We start from the raw sequence: 17140 nt of genomic DNA on the forward strand, positions 1-17140 counted from the left end.
AGGGGGTACGCGGAAGGGCCCGCCGGAATCCGTTCCGGCGGGCCCCTCTGGTGCTGCGGGCTACCGCTACCGCTTGCGCAGGCGGAACGTGAGCTCCAGGCTCTCGTCCTCGAACACCTCGCCGTAACTCTCGTCCGCCTCGCCCTCCGCGTAGTCCAGGGCGAGCACCTCCTCGGAGATCAGCGGGGTGTGCTCGGTGAGCGCCTCCACCGTTGCCGGGGACGTCGAGGTCCAGCGGACGGCGATGCGGTCCGCGACGTCCAGGCCGCTGTTCTTGCGGGCCTCCTGGATCAGGCGGATCGCGTCACGGGCCAGGCCCGCGCGGCGCAGTTCCGGGGTGATCTCCAGGTCCAGGGCGACCGTCGCGCCCGAGTCCGAGGCGACCGACCAGCCCTCACGCGGGGTCTCCGTGATGATGACCTCGTCGGGGGAGAGGGTGATCCGCTCGCCCTCGACCTCCACCGATGCCGTGCCCTCGCGCAGGGCCATGGACAGCGCGGCCGCGTCCGTGTTCGCCACCGCCTTGGCCACCGCCTGGACGCCCTTGCCGAACCGCTTGCCCAGGGCGCGGAAGTTGGCCTTCGCCGTCGTGTCGACCAGGGAGCCGCCCACCTCCGAGAGCGAGGCCAGCGATGTGACGTTCAGCTCCTCCGTGATCTGCGCGCGCAGTTCGGGGGAGAGGCCCGGGAAGCCCGTCGCCGCCACCAGCGCACGCGACAGCGGCTGACGGGTCTTCACGCCCGACTCGGCGCGCGTGGCCCGGCCCAGCTCCACCAGGCGGCGCACCAGCGCCATCTGCGTGGAGAGCGTCGGGTCGATCGAAGAGAGGTCGGCCTTCGGCCAGGAGGACAGGTGGACCGACTCCGGGGCGTCGGGAGTGACCGGCGCCACCAGGTCCTGCCAGACCCGCTCGGTGATGAACGGGGTCAGCGGGGCCATCAGCCGGGTCACCGTCTCGACGACCTCGTGCAGCGTGCGCAGCGCCGCCTTGTCGCCCTGCCAGAAGCGGCGGCGCGAGCGGCGTACGTACCAGTTGGAGAGGTCGTCCACGAACGCCGAGAGCAGCTTGCCGGCGCGCTGGGTGTCGTAGCCGTCCATCGCGAGGGTCATCTGGTCGACCAGCGCGTTCAGTTCGCTCAGCAGCCAGCGGTCCAGGACCGTGCGGTCCGCCGGGGCCGGGTCGGCCTCCGAGGGGGCCCAGCCCGACGTGCGCGCGTACAGGGCCTGGAAGGCGACCGTGTTCCAGTAGGTGAGGAGCGTCTTGCGCACGACCTCCTGGATCGTGCCGTGGCCCACGCGCCGTGCCGCCCACGGGGAGCCGCCCGCCGCCATGAACCACCGCACCGCGTCCGCCCCGTGCTGGTCCATCAGCGGGATCGGCTGGAGGATGTTGCCCAGGTGCTTGGACATCTTGCGGCCGTCCTCGGCGAGGATGTGGCCCAGGCAGACGACGTTCTCGTAACTCGACTTGTCGAAGACCAGGGTGCCGACCGCCATCAGCGTGTAGAACCAGCCGCGGGTCTGGTCGATGGCCTCCGAGATGAACTGCGCCGGGTAGCGGCTCTCGAAGACTTCCTTGTTCTTGTACGGGTAGCCCCACTGCGCGAACGGCATCGAACCCGAGTCGTACCAGGCGTCGATGACCTCCGGGACGCGGTAGGCCTCCAGTTGGCAGTTCTCCTGCGTGCAGGTGAAGGTGATCTCGTCGATGAACGGGCGGTGCGGGTCGAGGGCTGACTGGTCGGTGCCCGTGAGTTCCGTCAGTTCGGCGCGTGAGCCCACGCAGGTGAGGTGGTCGTCCTCGCAGCGCCAGATCGGCAGCGGCGTGCCCCAGTAGCGGTTGCGGGAGAGCGCCCAGTCGACGTTGTTGTTCAGCCAGTCGCCGAAGCGGCCGTTCTTGACCGAGTCCGGGAACCAGTTGGTCTTCTCGTTCTCCTCGAGGAGCCGGTCCTTGATCGCCGTCGTCCTGATGTACCAGGACGGCTGCGCGTAGTAGAGCAGCGCCGTGTGGCAGCGCCAGCAGTGCGGGTAGCTGTGCTCGTACGGGACGTGGCGGAAGAGCTTGCCGCGCGCGTCCAGGTCCGCGGTGAGCGCCTCGTCGGCCTTCTTGAAGAAGACGCCGCCTACCAGGGGGAGGTCTTCCTCGAACGTGCCGTCCGGTCGGACCGGGTTGACCACCGGCAGGCCGTACGCACGGCAGACCGCGAGGTCGTCGGCGCCGAACGCGGGGGACTGGTGGACCAGACCCGTACCGTCCTCGGTCGTGACGTACTCGGCGTTCACGACGTAGTGGGCTTCCGCGGGGAAGTCGACCAGGGTGAAGGGGCGCTCGTAGCTCCAGCGCTCCATCTCCGCACCGGTGAACGACTGGCCCGTCACCTCCCAGCCCTCGCCGAGGGCCTTCTCCAGGAGCGGCTCGGCGACGACGAGCTTCTCCTCGCCGTCCGTCGCGACGACGTAGCGGACCTCGGGGTGGGCGGCGACCGCCGTGTTGGAGACCAGGGTCCAGGGGGTGGTCGTCCAGACCAGGAGGGCCGCCTCACCGGCCAGCGGGCCCGAGGTGAGGGGGAAGCGGACGAATACCGAGGGGTCGACGACCGTCTCGTAACCCTGGGCCAGCTCGTGGTCGGACAGGCCGGTGCCGCAGCGCGGGCACCAGGGGGCGACGCGGTGGTCCTGGACCAGCAGGTCCTTGTTGAAGATCTCCTTGAGCGACCACCACACGGAGTCCACGTACTCCGGGTCCATCGTGCGGTACGCGTCGTCCAGGTCGACCCAGTAGCCCATGCGGGTCGTCAGCTCGGCGAACGCGTCGGTGTGCCGGGTCACCGACTCACGGCACTTGGCGTTGAACTCGGCGATGCCGAACGCCTCGATGTCCTTCTTGCCGTTGAAGCCCAGTTCCTTCTCGACCGCGAGCTCGACCGGCAGGCCGTGGCAGTCCCAGCCGGCCTTGCGGCCGACGTGGTAGCCCTGCATGGTGCGGAAGCGGGGGAAGACGTCCTTGAAGACGCGGGCCTCGATGTGGTGGGCGCCCGGCATGCCGTTGGCGGTGGGCGGACCCTCGTAGAAGACCCACTCGGGGCGGCCCTCGGACTGCTCCAGGCTCTTGGCGAAGACCTTGCTCTCGCGCCAGAAGTCGAGCACGGCGTGTTCGAGCGCGGGCAGGTCGACCTGGGCGGGTACCTGGCGGTACTGCGGCGATGTCATGTGCGGCTTCCTCCGGCGGACGTCTTCCACTTCCGTCGGAGGGACGAGAGCGTCTCGGCTCCCGCGGTACCACCCTCCTTGGCCCCGGGCGCAGGCCCGTGGCCCCCTCATTGGGGTCGCGACGCCGGGTCTAGTGGCCTTGCGTCGGTGGGCGGGGCCCATCGGTCAAGGCGTTCTTCCGGCGGCTCCGGGGTGATCTTCACGGCGCGCTCGCCCCCGGGCTCCCACCGTCCCCGGGTCGCTTCTGGCTGCGTACGACGCTACTCGTCCCATCCAAGCCTCTCGCTGGGGCCAGTGTACGGGCCCGTACGGGCGACGGCCGACCGGTTATCCACGGCTCAAGGGCGTGACCCGGGTGGCGGGACGGGGTACAAGGACTTCCCGGCGGGGCCCGAGGGCCGGATTACCGGACGGGGAGCTGGGAACAACGGAGGCAGGCGCGCCACGACCGGACACGGGGAGGGGCGAGAAGGCGGCGTGCCCCGTTGCCGCGGGGCTGGAGTCGATTTATCGTCCCAGCACGACTCGCGAGCAAGATCACAATATGTGAAGGGGCCGCGGCCATGGTGGCGAAGAAGACGGCGGAAGAGACCGCGGCCGAGCACGACGGCAGCCACGAGTCGCCGGCCGAGCGGGCGCCCGCGCCCGCGAGGAGCACGGCGAAGAAGGCCGCCGCCAAGAAGGCGTCCGCGAAGAAGACGACGGCGAGGAAAACCGCCGCCGAGAAGAGCACCGCCAAGAAGAGCGCGGCCAAGAAGGCCTCGGAGAAGGCCACGGAGGCGGCACGGGCCGCCGAGCAGACGGGAGCCCACACGGTGGTAGCCAAGAAGAGCGCGAGTCGTCCCGCAGCAGGCGCACAGGCCACGGCCCCCGTGCCGCCGGCCCGCGCCGCCGCCCCCGACGAGCTGGCCGTCCGGCCCGGGGAGGACCCCTGGACGCCGGAGGAGGTCACCGAGGCGCGCACCCTGCTGACGAGCGAGACGCTGCGGCTCCGCAGCGAGCTGGAGGCCTCCGGTGCGGCGCTCGCCGGGCTGATGCGGGACTCCGGCGACGGTGCGGGCGACGACGAGGCCGACACCGGCACCAAGAACATCACCCGCGAGCACGAGCTGTCGCTGGCCGCCCACGCCCAGGAGACGCTGGAGCAGACCGAGCGGGCGCTCGCCAGGCTGGAGGCGGGGACGTACGGGCTCTGCGAGGTCTGCGGCAAACCGATCGGCAAGGCGCGGATGCAGGCCTTCCCCCGGGCCACCCTGTGCGTCGAGGACAAGCAGAAGCAGGAGCGGCGCGGCTGATCCGCACAGGTGTGTCGTACCCTCATCCTCAGGCAGGCACCTAGGTTGAGGGACTCACGTGGCAGAGGCGGAGCGCATCATCGGTACGCCGGACGATCCCGAGGCCGAGGGCACGGACGAAGGCGGCGGCACGGCCGCCGACGCGGCCGTGAACGCGGGCAGGGGCAAGCGGAAGGTCCTCGTTCTCCTGAGCGTGGCCGTCGTGGCCTATCTGCTGGATCTGGTCACCAAGATGATCGTGGTCGCGAAGCTGGAGCACCAGCCGCCGATCGACATCATCGGCGACTGGCTCCAGTTCCGGGCGATCCGGAACGCGGGCGCCGCGTTCGGGATCGGCGAGGCGTTCACGGTGATCTTCACCATCATCGCCTCCGGGGTGATCGTGGTGATCATCCGGCTGGCCCGCAAGCTCTACAGCCTGCCGTGGGCCATCGCCCTGGGCCTCCTCCTGGGTGGTGCGCTCGGCAACCTCACCGACCGGATCTTCCGGGCGCCCGGCGCGTTCGAGGGCGCGGTGGTGGACTTCATCGCCCCCAAGCACTTCGCCGTCTTCAACCTCGCCGACTCCGCCATCGTCTGCGGCGGCATCCTCATCGTGATCCTCTCCTTCAAGGGCCTGGACCCCGACGGGACCGTGCACAAGGACTGACCGTCCGGCGCGGGGACCTGCGGGCGCAAGGCATACTCGACAGGTGAGTACGCACCCCGAGATCCGCACCCTGCCCGTACCGGACGGCCTGGAAGGCGAGCGCGTCGACGCCGCCATCTCCCGGATGTTCGGTTTCTCCCGCACCAAGGCCGCCGAGCTGGCCGCAGCCGGGAAGGTCCAGGTGGACGGTTCGGTGGCCGGGAAGTCCGAGCGGGTCCACGGGGCGCCTGGCTGGAAGTGGAGATGCCGGGGGCACCCGCTCCCGTCCAGATCGTCGCCGAGCCCGTCGAGGGCATGGAGATCGTCCATGACGACGACGACATCGTCGTCATCATGAAGCCGGTCGGCGTCGCCGCCCACCCCAGCCCCGGCTGGACCGGCACCACCGTCATCGGCGGCCTCGCCGCCGCCGGCTACCGGATCTCGACGTCCGGCGCCGCCGAGCGCCAGGGCGTCGTCCACCGCCTCGACGTCGGCACCTCCGGCCTGATGGTCGTCGCCAAGTCCGAGCGCGCCTACACCCTGCTCAAGGCCCAGTTCCGCGACCGGGTCGTCGACAAGAAGTACCACGCGCTCGTCCAGGGCCACCCGGACCCCATGAGCGGCACCATCGACGCCCCCATCGGGCGCCACCCCAACCACGACTACAAGTGGGCGGTCACCGCCGAGGGCAAGCCTTCGGTGACCCACTACGACCTGATCGAGGCCTACCGCGCCGCCAGCCTCCTCGACATCAAGCTGGAGACCGGCCGCACCCACCAGATCCGGGTCCACATGTCCGCCCACCGCCACCCCTGCGTCGGCGACCTCACCTACGGCGCGGACCCGACCCTGGCCAAGCGCCTCGGGCTGACCCGCCAGTGGCTGCACGCCGTGCGCCTGGGCTTCGAGCACCCGAGCGACGGCAGTTGGGTGGAGTTCTCCAGCACCTACCCGGCCGACCTCCAGCACGCCCTCGACACGATCTCGGCGGAGAGTCAGTGACCGCGGTCCCCGCCCCGTACAGCACCCGCAGGGCCGTCGAGGAGAGCGACCTCCAGGCCTGCTTCCAGGTCCGCAAGGAGGTCTTCGTCGGCGAGCAGAACGTGCCCGAGGAGCTGGAGTACGACGTCTACGACGCGACCGCGGCGCATGTCCTGGCCGTCGCGGCGGACGGCACCGCGCTCGGCACGGGCCGGCTGCTGCACGGCGCGGACGCGGCCGGGAAGACCGGCGGCGACCCGGCCGTCGGCTCGCTGGGCCGGCTCGCCGTCAGCCGGGAGGCCCGTGGCCTCGGGGTCGGCGCCGCCCTCGTACGGGCCATCGAGGACGAGGCGCGGGCGCTGGGCCTGGCCGCCGTCGACCTGCACGCCCAGACGCACGCCCTCGGCTTCTACGAGCGGCTGGGATATGTCGCGTACGGCCCCGAGTTCCCCGACGCGGGCATGCCGCACCGGGCCATGCGGCGGGAGATCCGCCCGGCCTGAGTCCTGGTAGCGGGGGGTATCGGCCGAATCGCGCACCCCGCGTGGCAGGGTGGGAGCCCTGTTCGGCAGCTCGTGGTGTGCCGGACCCGCGCGCTCCGGAAGGCACCTCGTGGAACAGATGTCCCTGCTGCTCCTGCTGCTGCTCGGAGCCGTGGTCACGGTGCCGCTCGGCGACCGGCTGGGGCTGCCCGCGCCGGTGCTGATGACCCTCATCGGCGTCGCGATGGCCTTCATGCCGTTCGTGCCGAACGTCGACATCCCACCGGAGATCATTCTCCCCGCGCTGCTTCCGCCGCTGCTCTACGCCTCCGTGCAGCGCACCTCGTGGCGGCAGTTCGCCGCCAACAGACGACCGATCTTCCTGCTGGCCGTGGCCCTCGTCTTCGTCACCACGGCCGCCGTCGCCGCGGTCGCGAACTCGATCGTGCCGGGGCTGCCCATCGCCGCCGCCGTCGCCCTCGGAGCTCTCGTCGCCCCGCCCGACCCGGTCGCGGCGACGGCCGTGGCGGGCTCCGTGGGACTGCCGCGCCGACTGGTGTCGATCCTGGAGGGCGAGGGGCTCTTCAACGACGTGACCGCCATCGTGCTCTACCACGTGGCCATCGCCGCCGCCGTCAGCGGCACCTTCTCGCTCCCCGAGGCCTTCGGGCTGCTGGTCCTCTCCGCCGTCGTCGCGGTCGCCGTCGGCCTCGCCCTCGGCTGGCTCACCATCAAGCTGATGAACCTGCTGGGCGACGCCACCCTCCAGGTCGGGCTGACCCTGCTGGTGCCGTTCGTCGCCTACGTCCTCGCCGAGGAGCTGATGGGCTCCGGTGTGCTGGCCGTCCTGACCGTCGCGCTGTTCCTCGCCGAGCACACCGCCGACGCCGACGACGTGCTGGGTCGGCTCACCGGACGTACCTTCTGGGACATCGTCGACACCCTGGTGACCGGCGTGGCCTTCGGGCTGATCGGCCTGGAGCTGCACAGCGTGTTCGGCACCGCCGACGGGCACGCCCTGGAGATGGTCGGCTGGGGGCTCGCGATCGTCGCGGTCGTCGTCGGCGTACGGCTGCTGTACCTGCTGCCGGCGACCTGGCTGGCCAAGCGGCTCCACACCCGCCGTGACGTCAGCGAGGAGATCCCCACCAGCTGGCGGGAGACCGTCGTGATGTGGTGGGCCGGGATGCGCGGGGTGGCCTCGGTCGCCCTGGCGCTGGCGATCCCGCTGGAGACCGACGACGGGCAGCCCTTCCCCGGCCGCGACGAGATCATCTTCATCGCGTTCGCCGTGATCATGGCCACACTGGTCTTCCAGGGGCTCACCCTGCCCTGGCTGGTGCGCAAGCTGAGGGTCCGGGCCGACACCGACGCCGAAGAGGCGCTGGAGCGGGACCTCGCCGTCCGGGCCGCCAAGGCCGCCAAGTACCGCCTCAAGGAGATCCAGGAGATCGAGGAGTTCCCCGAGGAGGTCATGGAGCGGCTCCAGCGCGCCGCGTACGACATCGGAGCCCGGATCAGCCCGGACATGGTCGACGAGGAACGGCGCGAGGCCTACGCCCAGCGCGCGGAACGCTTCAAGGCGATCAGCCGTGTCCAGCGCGAGATGATGTCGGCCGCCCGACACGAGGTGCTCTCCGCGCGCAGCGAGCCCGGCTCCGACCCGGAGGTCGTGGACCGGGTGCTGCGGTATCTGGACTTCCGCTCGCTGCGCTGAGGAGCCGTCACGGGGGCTGCCTCAGCCGCGGCCCGTGCGCGGGGCCCTGGCGTCGACCCCGTCGGTGGGCGCCGCCTTGTCGAGGCCCACCCGGCCCCCCGCACCCGTCAGCTCCGCCCACTGTTCGCCCGGCGGCAGTACGGCGGGCGAGGTGGCGACCCGCGGCAGCGCGTACGGGTGGTGGTCGCGCAGCCAGCCGATCAGCTGCTCGCGCACCGCGCAGCGCGCCGTCCAGATGTCGTCCGCGTCCTTCGCCGTGACCACCGCGCGCACCTCGATCGTGGTCGGCGTGGTGTCGGTGACCGCCAGCGACCAGTCCCGGCCGTCCCAGGCGGCGATGTCCCCGAGGAGGTCCCGCAGCTTCGTCCGCATCGCCGCGATGGGAGCGGAGTGGTCGAGGTGGAAGTAGACCGTGCCGGTCATCTGCACCCCGCCGCGCGACCAGTTCTCGAACGGCTGGCTGGTGAAGTACGAGACCGGCATCGTGATCCGCCGCTCGTCCCAGGTCCGTACCGCCAGGAACGTCAGGGTGATCTCGTCGATCGTGCCCCACTCGCCGTCCACCACCACGGTGTCGCCGAGCCGCACCATGTCGCCGAACGCGATCTGGAATCCGGCGAAGAGATTCCCGAGCGTCGACTGGGCGGCGACCCCCGCGACGATGCCGAGCAGACCGGCCGAGGCGAGCATCGACGTGCCGACCGCCCGCATCGGCGGGAACGTCAGCAGCATCGCCGCGACGGCGACCACCATCACCACCGCGATGACCACCCGCTGGATCAGCGTGACCTGCGTACGGACCCGGCGGACCCGGGCCGGGTCGCGGCCGGCCGTCGCGTACCGGGCGTAGCTGGCCTCCACGACCGTCGCCGCGACCCGCACCACCAGCCAGGCGGACGCGCCGATCAGCACCAGGGTCAGCACCTGGCCGATCCCGGCCCGGTGCTCCCACACCCAGGAGATCCCCATCTGGCGATAGCTGCCGCGGAGCAGCGCCGTGATGATCACCACCTGGAGCGGAGGCCGGCAGCGCCGCAGCAGCCCCCACAGCGGGGTCTCGTGGTGACGGCTGTCGGCCCGCCGCAACAGTCGGTCGACCAGCCAGCCGACCAGCAGGGTGATCACCACGGAACCGCCGATGACGATCAGCGGGCGCAGCACGCTCTCCATTCCCTCGTCCTCCAAGCTGTAGGGCGGGCCCCAGGGCACAAATGGCACCATGGGCCTCATGAACATCATGCTTTTCCACTCGACGTACGGGCTCAGGCCCGCCGTGCACGCCGCGGCCGCGCGCCTCAGGGACGCCGGCCACGAGGTGCGCGTGCCCGATCTGTTCGAGGGGCACACCTTTGACACGGTGGAAGAGGGCATGGCGTACAAGGACGAGATCGGCAAGGAGGAGCTGCTGAAGCGCGCCGTGCTGGCCGCCGCGCCCTACTCCGACCAGGGTCTCGTCTACGCCGGCTTCTCCCTCGGGGCGGCGACCGCGCAGACCCTGGCGCTCGGCGACGCGAAGGCCCGCGGGCTGCTGCTGTTCCACGGCACCTCGGACCTCGCCGAGAACGCCTCGGTGGACGAGCTCCCCGTGCAGCTGCACGTCGCGGACCCGGACCCCTTCGAGTCCCACGACTGGTTGAACAGCTGGTACCTCCAGATGCAGCGCACCGGCGCGGACGTCGAGGTCTACCGCTATCCCGGGGCCGGGCACCTGTTCACCGACCCCGACCTGCACGATTACGACCAGGCGGCGGCCGAGCAGACCTGGAAGGTCGCGCTCGGCTTCCTGGCGACCCTGTAGACCCGGCGACGCCGTCCCGCCCGGTGACCCTGTGGACCCGGCGACCCTGTGGACCTGGTGACTCCGTAGACCCGGTCACTCCGTGGAAACGCGCGACACCTGGCGCGTCCGGGCGGTCGGCCCGCCCGGTGCGCCGGGTGTCGCGGAAGGCGGCGGCCGTTACGCCTTGAGCGCCTTGTCGATGGCCTTCGTGAACTCGTCGGCCGTCATCGGGGCGTTCTCGCTGCCCTCGGCCGTGATCTTCTTGTCGTCCATCTTCAGCGTCGGCGTGCCCTGCACACCGCTCTTGTCGAACGCCTTGGACATCTTCACGGCCCAGGCGTCGTACGTGCCGTCCTCGACGTCCTTCCGGAAGTCCTTGTTCCCCTTCAGCGCTTCGACCGAGTCCGCGACCTCGACGAGGTAGCTGTCCTTGGCGAACTTGTCGTCGCTCTCCTCGGGGTGGAACTTCGCCGAGTACAGCGCGGCCTTGTACTCCATGAACGCCTCGGGGCTCACGTCCAACGCCGCACCGAGCGCGCTCAGGGCGTTCTTGGAGCCCTCGCCGTTGTCCGTGTTGTCGATGAAGGTCGCGCCGACGAACTTGACCTTGTACTTGCCGGCCGCGACGTCCTTCGAGACCGTCTCGCCGACGCCCTGCTCGAACGTGGCGCAGACGGGGCAGCGCGAGTCCTCGTACAGCTCCAGGGTCTTCTTCGCGCCCGGCTCGCCGATCACCACGGTGGTGCCGTCGTCGCCCGAGGTGTTCTTCGGCGCGGTGACGTTCTTCGCGTCGGCGGCGGTCTCCCAGGCGTCCGGCTTGTTCAGCTGCATCACGCCGTAGCTGATGCCGCCGACCACGGCGAGGGCAGCGACGACCGAGACCGCCACGACGAGCTGCTTGCGGGTCTTGGCCTTCTTGGCCTGGGCCTCGCGCTCGGCGCGCAGCCGCTCGCGGGCCGCTGCCTTGTTCGCCTGGGTGTTGCGCTTGCTCATGATCGTTCTCCGTGAGTACGTGTGTGGGGGTGGGCGGGGTGCTGCCGTCGTCGTGCGGCCGTGCCCTCAGGCAGCGGCGTACGTCGCGAGCGGCGGGCCCCTGCGTCCCACACAGTGCACGAGGAAGCGGGCGGTGAGCGGCGGGTGCGGACGCCCGGCGGGCCGGGAGCGGCGGGCCGCGGCCCGGACGCCCGCGCGCACCACGGCGACCGCGACCAGCAGCGGCCGGAACGCCAGCAGGGCCGCCGCGCGCAGCAGCCCGGCCAGGGCCGCCTCGCCGCGCCGCAGCCAGGCCGCGGCGAGCAGCCCGACCGCCACATGGGCGACGAGCAGCAACCAGGGCACGGCCGGTCCCGGCTGCGCCAGCAGCGCCGCCGCACGGTCGCCCGCCCCGGCCACGTCGGCCAGCGGGGTGCCCACCGCGCCGACGCCCGCGATCCGGGCCCCGCCCGCGCCGACCTCGCCGCCGCCGCACAGGACGTCGAAGCCCACCGCGCGCAGTGTGCCCGCGACCGGGCCGCCGGCCGCCCCGTAACAGAGGTGCTGGCCTGTGGTGAAGACGGTGTCGGCGGCCAACTCCAGCGGGACGAGCAGGCCCGCGATCGCCCCCAAGCCGCGCTCCCGGCCGGCCAGTGCGTACGCCACCGCGAAGACGGCACCGGCGAGCAGCGCGACCGCGGTCAGCGGCAGCGGGACCCCGGAGAGCAGCACATGGGACGCCGTGGACAGGGTGACGACGAGCGCGGTGAAGAGCGCCGCGCGCGCGACCCTGAGCTGCGTCCCTGAGATGTCCATCGCCGGAAATTGTGTCATGCGCCGAGGTAGGCGGACCTTAAAAGAGGCTGAGAGTCCCCGGGGGTGGCTCCCCGGGGCTCCGGCGCCCTACAGGCCCGGGATCCGGCCGTTGCGGAAGAGGTCCACGAAGATCTGGTGGTCCGCGCGGGCTCTCGCCCCGTAGCTGTGGGCGAAGTCGACCAGCATCGGCGCGAAGCTCTCCTCGTCGGCCGCGATGGCGGCGTCGATCGCCCGCTCGGTGGAGAACGGCACCAGCGAGTGCCCGCTCTCGTCGTCGGCGGCCGCGTGCATCGTGGCCGTCGCCCGGCCCAGATCCGCGACGACCGCCGCGATCTCGTCCGCCTCGTCGATGTCGGACCAGTCCAGGTCGACCGCGTACGGCGAGACCTCGGCGACCAGCTGGCCCGAGCCGTCCAGCTCGGTCCAGCCCAGCCACGGGTCCGCGTGTGCCTGGAGCGCGCGCTGCGAGATCACCGTGCGGTGCCCCTCGTGCTGGAAGTACTCCCGCACGGCGTCGTCCGTGATGTGCCGGGAGACCGCCGGGGTCTGCGCCTGCTTGAGGTAGATCACCACATCGTTCTCCAGGGCGTCGCTGTTGCCCTCCAGGAGGATGTTGTACGAGGGCAGCCCGGCGGACCCTATGCCGATGCCCCGGCGGCCCACCACGTCCTTGACCCGGTAGGAGTCGGGGCGCGTCAGGCTCGACTCGGGGAGCGTCTCCAGATAGCCGTCGAACGCGGCCAGCACCTTGTAGCGCGTCGCGGCGTCCAGGTCGATCGACCCGCCGCCGTCCGCGAACCGGCGTTCGAAGTCCCGGATCACCGTCATCGAGTCCAGCAACGAGAAACGCGTGCGCGACCGGGCGGCGCGGAGCGCGCCCAGCAGCGGGCCGTCCGCCGTGTCCAGCGTGAACGGCGGCACCTCGTCGTTCTTCGCGCCCGTCGCCAGCGCGTGGATCCGCTCGCGGTAGGCGATGGCGAAGATCGTCACCAGCTCGCCGATCTGCTCGTCGGCCAGCGCCTTCGCGTAACCGATCAGCGCCACGGAGGCGGCGAAGCGCTTCAGGTCCCAGGTGAAGGGGCCCACGTACGCCTCGTCGAAGTCGTTGACGTTGAAGACGAGGCGGCCGTTGGCGTCCATGTAGGTGCCGAAGTTCTCCGCGTGGAGATCGCCGTGGATCCACACCCGGCCGGTGCGCTCGTCGAGGAAGGGGCCGCCGTGCCGCTCCCGCTCCAGATCGCCGTAGAACAGGCAGGCCGTGCCCCGGTAGAAGGCGAAGGCCGAGCCCGCCATCTTGCGGAACTTGACCCGGAAAGCGGCCGGATCGGCGGCCAGCAGCTCCCCGAAGGCGGTGTCGAAAACGGCGAGAATCTGCTCCCCGCGCTGCGCTGCGCCGGTCTGCGTTTCCGACATTTCTTGCTGCCTCCTGCTGTAGCTGGCGTGTCCGGCCGGACCGGGGGTCCGCCCGATCGGGTCCTGACTGAGTGCATGACAAAACGGACAGGTGTCCCGCCTTCTCCAACGCTCGGCGGAAGCCGGGAGTGCCCGTCGTCCGACTCCGTCACGTCGTAGACTTCCACGCTGTCCCCCCGTCCGTCATCGCCCGACTTCCCGGAGGCCCGACGCCGTGACCAAGCCGCCCTTCACGCACCTGCACGTTCACACCCAGTACTCGCTGCTGGACGGTGCGGCGCGGCTCAAGGACATGTTCGAGGCCTGCAACGAGATGGGCATGTCGCACATCGCGATGACCGACCACGGCAACCTCCACGGGGCCTACGACTTCTTCCACTCGGCGACGAAGGCGGGCGTCACGCCGATCATCGGCATCGAGGCGTATGTCGCCCCGGAGTCGCGCAAACACAAGCGCAAGGTGCAGTGGGGACAGCCGCACCAGAAGCGCGACGATGTGTCCGGATCCGGTGGTTACACCCACAAGACGATCTGGGCGTCCAACAAGACCGGACTGCACAACCTCTTCCGGCTCTCCTCCGACGCGTACGCCGAGGGCTGGCTCCAGAAGTGGCCCCGGATGGACAGGGAGACCATCTCCCAGTGGTCCGAGGGCCTCATCGCCTCCACCGGCTGCCCCTCCGGCGAGGTGCAGACCCGGCTGCGGCTCGGCCAGTTCGACGAGGCGGTCCAGGCGGCCTCCGACTACAAGGACATCTTCGGGGCGGACAAGTACTTCCTGGAGCTGATGGACCACGGCATCGAGATCGAGCGCCGGGTCCGCGACGGGCTGCTGGAGATCGGCAAGAAGCTCGACATCCCGCCGCTCGTGACGAACGACTCCCACTACACGTACGCCCACGAGGCCACCGCCCACGACGCCCTGCTCTGCATCCAGACCGGCAAGAACCTCTCGGACCCCGACCGCTTCCGCTTCGACGGCACGGGCTACTACCTCAAGACGACGGACGAGATGTACGCCGTCGACTCCTCCGACGCCTGGCAGCAGGGGTGCGCCAACACGCTCCTGGTCGCCCAGCAGATCGACACCACCGGCATGTTCGAGGCGAAGAACCTCATGCCGAAGTTCGAGATCCCGGACGGCTTCACGGAGATCACCTGGTTCCAGGAGGAGGTCCGGGTCGGCATGGGCCGCCGCTTCCCCAACGGCGTCCCCGACGACCGGCAGAAGCAGGTCGAGTACGAGATGGACATCATCATCCAGATGGGGTTCCCGGGGTACTTCCTGGTCGTCGCCGACTTCATCATGTGGGCCAAGAACAACGGCATCGCGGTGGGCCCCGGCCGTGGTTCCGCCGCCGGATCGATCGTCTCGTACGCGATGGGCATCACCGACCTCGACCCGATCGAGCACGGACTGATCTTCGAGCGGTTCCTCAACCCCGAGCGCGTCTCCATGCCCGACGTCGACATCGACTTCGACGAGCGCCGGCGCGTCGAGGTGATCCGCTACGTCACCGAGAAGTACGGCGCCGACAAGGTCGCCATGATCGGCACCTACGGCAAGATCAAGGCCAAGAACGCCATCAAGGACTCCGCCCGCGTGCTGGGCTACCCGTACGCGATGGGCGACCGGCTCACCAAGGCCATGCCCGCCGACGTCCTCGGCAAGGGCATCGACCTCAACGGCATCACCGACCCCAAGCACCCGCGCTACAGCGAGGCGGGCGAGATCCGGGGGATGTACGAGAGCGAACCGGACGTCAAGAAGGTCATCGACACCGCCAAGGGCGTCGAGGGCCTGGTCCGGCAGATGGGCGTGCACGCCGCCGGCGTCATCATGTCCAGCGAGCCGATCGTCGACCACGCGCCGCTCTGGACGCGGCACACCGACGGCGTCACCATCACGCAGTGGGACTACCCGCAGTGCGAGTCGCTCGGCCTCCTCAAGATGGACTTCCTGGGCCTGCGCAACCTGACGATCATGGACGACGCCATCAAGATGGTGAAGTCCAACAAGGGCGTCGACCTGGAGATGCTCTCCCTCCCGCTGGACGACCCCAAGACGTACGAACTGCTCTGCCGCGGCGACACGCTCGGCGTCTTCCAGTTCGACGGCGGGCCGATGCGCTCCCTGCTGCGCCAGATGCAGCCCGACAACTTCGAGGACATCTCCGCCGTCTCGGCCCTCTACCGGCCGGGCCCGATGGGCATGAACTCGCACACGAACTACGCGGAGCGCAAGAACGGCCGCCAGGAGATCACCCCGATCCACCCGGAGCTGGAGGAGCCCCTCAAGGAGGTCCTCGGCCTCACCTACGGCCTGATCGTCTACCAGGAGCAGGTCCAGAAGGCCGCCCAGATCGTCGCCGGGTACTCGCTGGGCGAGGCCGACATCCTGCGCCGCGTGATGGGCAAGAAGAAGCCCGAGGAACTGGCGAAGAACTTCGTCCTCTTCGAGGCGGGAGCCAAGAAGAACGGCTTCTCCGACGCCGCGATCAAGGCGCTGTGGGACGTACTGGTCCCGTTCGCCGGGTACGCCTTCAACAAGGCGCACTCCTCCGCGTACGGGCTGGTCACCTACTGGACCGGATACCTCAAGGCGAACTACCCCGCCGAGTACATGGCCGCCCTGCTGACCTCGGTCAAGGACGACAAGGACAAGTCCGCGGTCTACCTCAACGAGTGCCGCCGCATGGGCATCAAGGTGCTCCCGCCCAACGTCAACGAGTCGCTGTCCAACTTCGCCGCCCAGGGCGACGACGTGATCCTCTTCGGCCTGACCGCCATCCGCAACGTCGGCCAGAACGTCGTCGACTCGATCATCCGGTCCCGCAAGGCGAAGGGGAAGTACAGCACCTTCCCCGACTTCCTCGACAAGGTCGAGGCGGTCGTCTGCAACAAGCGCACCGTGGAATCGCTCATCAAGGCCGGCGCGTTCGACGAGATGGGTCACACCCGAAAGGGCCTCGTCGCCCACCACGAACCGATGATCGACAACGTGGTGCAGGTCAAGCGCAAGGAGGCCGAGGGGCAGTTCGACCTCTTCGGGGGCGGCGAGGAGGAGAGCGGCGAGCCGGGATTCGGGCTCGACGTGGAGTTCTCCGACATCGAGTGGGAGAAGGCCTACCTGCTCGCCCAGGAACGGGAGATGCTCGGCCTGTACGTCTCCGACCACCCGCTGTTCGGCCTGGAGCACGTGCTGTCCGACAAGGCCGACGCCTCGATCTCCCAGCTCATGGGCGGCGACTACAGCGACGGCTCGATCGTCACCGTCGGCGGCATCATCTCCGGCCTCCAGCGCAAGATGACCAAGCAGGGCAACGCCTGGGCCATCGCCACCGTGGAGGACCTGGCGGGCTCCATCGAGTGCATGTTCTTCCCCGCCACCTACCAGCTGGTCTCCACCCAGCTCGTCGAGGACACCGTCGTCTTCGTCAAGGGACGCCTCGACAAGCGCGAGGACGTGCCCCGGCTGGTCGCCATGGAGATGCAGGTCCCCGACATCTCCAACGCCGGGACCAACGCGCCCGTCGTCCTCACCATCCCCACCGTGAAGATCACCCCGCCCATGGTCACCCGGCTCGGCGAGGTGCTCAGCCACCACCGGGGCGACACCGAGGTGCGCATCAAGCTCCAGGGCCCCCGCAAGACCACGGTGCTCCGGCTCGACCGGCACCGGGTCAAGGCCGACTCGGCCCTCTTCGGCGACCTGAAGGTGCTGCTCGGCCCGGCCTGCCTGGCCGGCTGAGCAGACGCGCCACCGGCGACGCGAACGGCCAGAGGGGCGTCCCGCACGTGCGGGACGCCCCTCTCGCTGTCCTCAGCGCCTGTCTCCACCGC

The 17140-nt window shown here is 70.2% G+C and carries 11 protein-coding genes and 1 pseudogene; 7 read left to right on the forward strand and 5 right to left on the reverse strand.

Going from position 1 to position 17140, the window contains the following annotated elements; genetic code table 11:
* Nucleotides 1-66: 66 nt before the first annotated feature.
* On the reverse strand, nucleotides 67-3210 hold the full coding sequence (ileS, locus tag AC3CH1_RS28110) for an isoleucine--tRNA ligase (protein WP_488465461.1): 3144 nt from the start codon (nucleotides 3208-3210) through the stop codon (nucleotides 67-69).
* Nucleotides 3211-3773: 563 nt separating this feature from the next.
* Here ileS and AC3CH1_RS28115 point away from each other — a divergent pair.
* The 5 genes and pseudogenes from AC3CH1_RS28115 (at nucleotide 3774) to AC3CH1_RS28135 (ending at nucleotide 8316) form a co-directional block, all read left to right on the forward strand.
* Nucleotides 3774-4505 (forward strand): TraR/DksA family transcriptional regulator, encoded by a 732-nt coding sequence (locus tag AC3CH1_RS28115; RefSeq protein WP_488465462.1) that lies wholly within the window; start codon nucleotides 3774-3776, stop codon nucleotides 4503-4505.
* Nucleotides 4506-4563: 58 nt separating this feature from the next.
* The gene (lspA, locus tag AC3CH1_RS28120) at nucleotides 4564-5154 is read left to right on the forward strand and encodes a signal peptidase II (protein WP_488465463.1); all 591 of its coding nucleotides are present in this window, start codon (nucleotides 4564-4566) and stop codon (nucleotides 5152-5154) included.
* A gap of 43 nt (nucleotides 5155-5197) precedes the next feature.
* Nucleotides 5198-6138, forward strand: a pseudogene (locus tag AC3CH1_RS28125) (RluA family pseudouridine synthase).
* On the forward strand, nucleotides 6135-6620 hold the full coding sequence (locus tag AC3CH1_RS28130; RefSeq protein WP_488465464.1) for a GNAT family N-acetyltransferase: 486 nt from the start codon (nucleotides 6135-6137) through the stop codon (nucleotides 6618-6620). Before AC3CH1_RS28125 ends, AC3CH1_RS28130 begins: the two are co-directional and overlap by 4 nt.
* 109 nt (nucleotides 6621-6729) lie before the next feature.
* Entirely contained in the window at nucleotides 6730-8316 is a 1587-nt protein-coding gene (locus tag AC3CH1_RS28135) for a Na+/H+ antiporter (RefSeq protein WP_488465465.1), read from the forward strand.
* A gap of 21 nt (nucleotides 8317-8337) precedes the next feature.
* Here AC3CH1_RS28135 and AC3CH1_RS28140 read toward each other — a convergent pair whose 3' ends face one another.
* The gene (locus AC3CH1_RS28140) at nucleotides 8338-9486 is read right to left on the reverse strand and encodes a mechanosensitive ion channel family protein (RefSeq protein WP_488465466.1); all 1149 of its coding nucleotides are present in this window, start codon (nucleotides 9484-9486) and stop codon (nucleotides 8338-8340) included.
* A 49-nt stretch (nucleotides 9487-9535) separates the two neighbouring features.
* On the opposite strand from AC3CH1_RS28140, the gene AC3CH1_RS28145 reads away from it, so the two are divergent.
* The gene (locus AC3CH1_RS28145; protein WP_361867375.1) at nucleotides 9536-10114 is read left to right on the forward strand and encodes a dienelactone hydrolase family protein; all 579 of its coding nucleotides are present in this window, start codon (nucleotides 9536-9538) and stop codon (nucleotides 10112-10114) included.
* A 159-nt stretch (nucleotides 10115-10273) separates the two neighbouring features.
* Here the strand turns inward: AC3CH1_RS28145 and AC3CH1_RS28150 are convergent, their stop codons facing one another.
* From AC3CH1_RS28150 to AC3CH1_RS28160, 3 genes are all read right to left on the reverse strand, one after another.
* Nucleotides 10274-11089, reverse strand: coding sequence for a DsbA family protein (locus tag AC3CH1_RS28150; protein ID WP_488465467.1), 816 nt, complete (start codon nucleotides 11087-11089; stop codon nucleotides 10274-10276).
* Nucleotides 11090-11155: 66 nt separating this feature from the next.
* Entirely contained in the window at nucleotides 11156-11884 is a 729-nt protein-coding gene (locus AC3CH1_RS28155) for a hypothetical protein (protein ID WP_488465468.1), read from the reverse strand.
* An 87-nt stretch (nucleotides 11885-11971) separates the two neighbouring features.
* Nucleotides 11972-13297, reverse strand: coding sequence for a DUF2252 domain-containing protein (locus AC3CH1_RS28160; protein ID WP_488465469.1), 1326 nt, complete (start codon nucleotides 13295-13297; stop codon nucleotides 11972-11974).
* A gap of 214 nt (nucleotides 13298-13511) precedes the next feature.
* On the opposite strand from AC3CH1_RS28160, the gene dnaE reads away from it, so the two are divergent.
* The gene (gene dnaE / locus AC3CH1_RS28165) at nucleotides 13512-17048 is read left to right on the forward strand and encodes a DNA polymerase III subunit alpha (protein WP_488465470.1); all 3537 of its coding nucleotides are present in this window, start codon (nucleotides 13512-13514) and stop codon (nucleotides 17046-17048) included.
* Nucleotides 17049-17140: the final 92 nt, after the last annotated feature.

Source organism: Streptomyces sp. MGP-P1 (genome assembly GCF_057766565.1).

What these genes read in the sequence shown, in the direction of transcription:
- AC3CH1_RS28145 (WP_361867375.1), top strand. Translation starts at nt 9,536, where the DNA reads ATGGGCCTCATGAACATCATGCTTTTCCACTCGACGTACGGGCTCAGG.
- AC3CH1_RS28160 (WP_488465469.1), bottom strand. Translation starts at nt 13,297, where the DNA reads ATGTCGGAAACGCAGACCGGCGCAGCGCAGCGCGGGGAGCAGATTCTC.
- AC3CH1_RS28155 (WP_488465468.1), bottom strand. Translation starts at nt 11,884, where the DNA reads ATGGACATCTCAGGGACGCAGCTCAGGGTCGCGCGCGCGGCGCTCTTC.
- AC3CH1_RS28140 (WP_488465466.1), bottom strand. Translation starts at nt 9,486, where the DNA reads ATGGAGAGCGTGCTGCGCCCGCTGATCGTCATCGGCGGTTCCGTGGTG.
- AC3CH1_RS28115 (WP_488465462.1), top strand. Translation starts at nt 3,774, where the DNA reads ATGGTGGCGAAGAAGACGGCGGAAGAGACCGCGGCCGAGCACGACGGC.
- AC3CH1_RS28150 (WP_488465467.1), bottom strand. Translation starts at nt 11,089, where the DNA reads ATGAGCAAGCGCAACACCCAGGCGAACAAGGCAGCGGCCCGCGAGCGG.
- ileS (WP_488465461.1), bottom strand. Translation starts at nt 3,210, where the DNA reads ATGACATCGCCGCAGTACCGCCAGGTACCCGCCCAGGTCGACCTGCCC.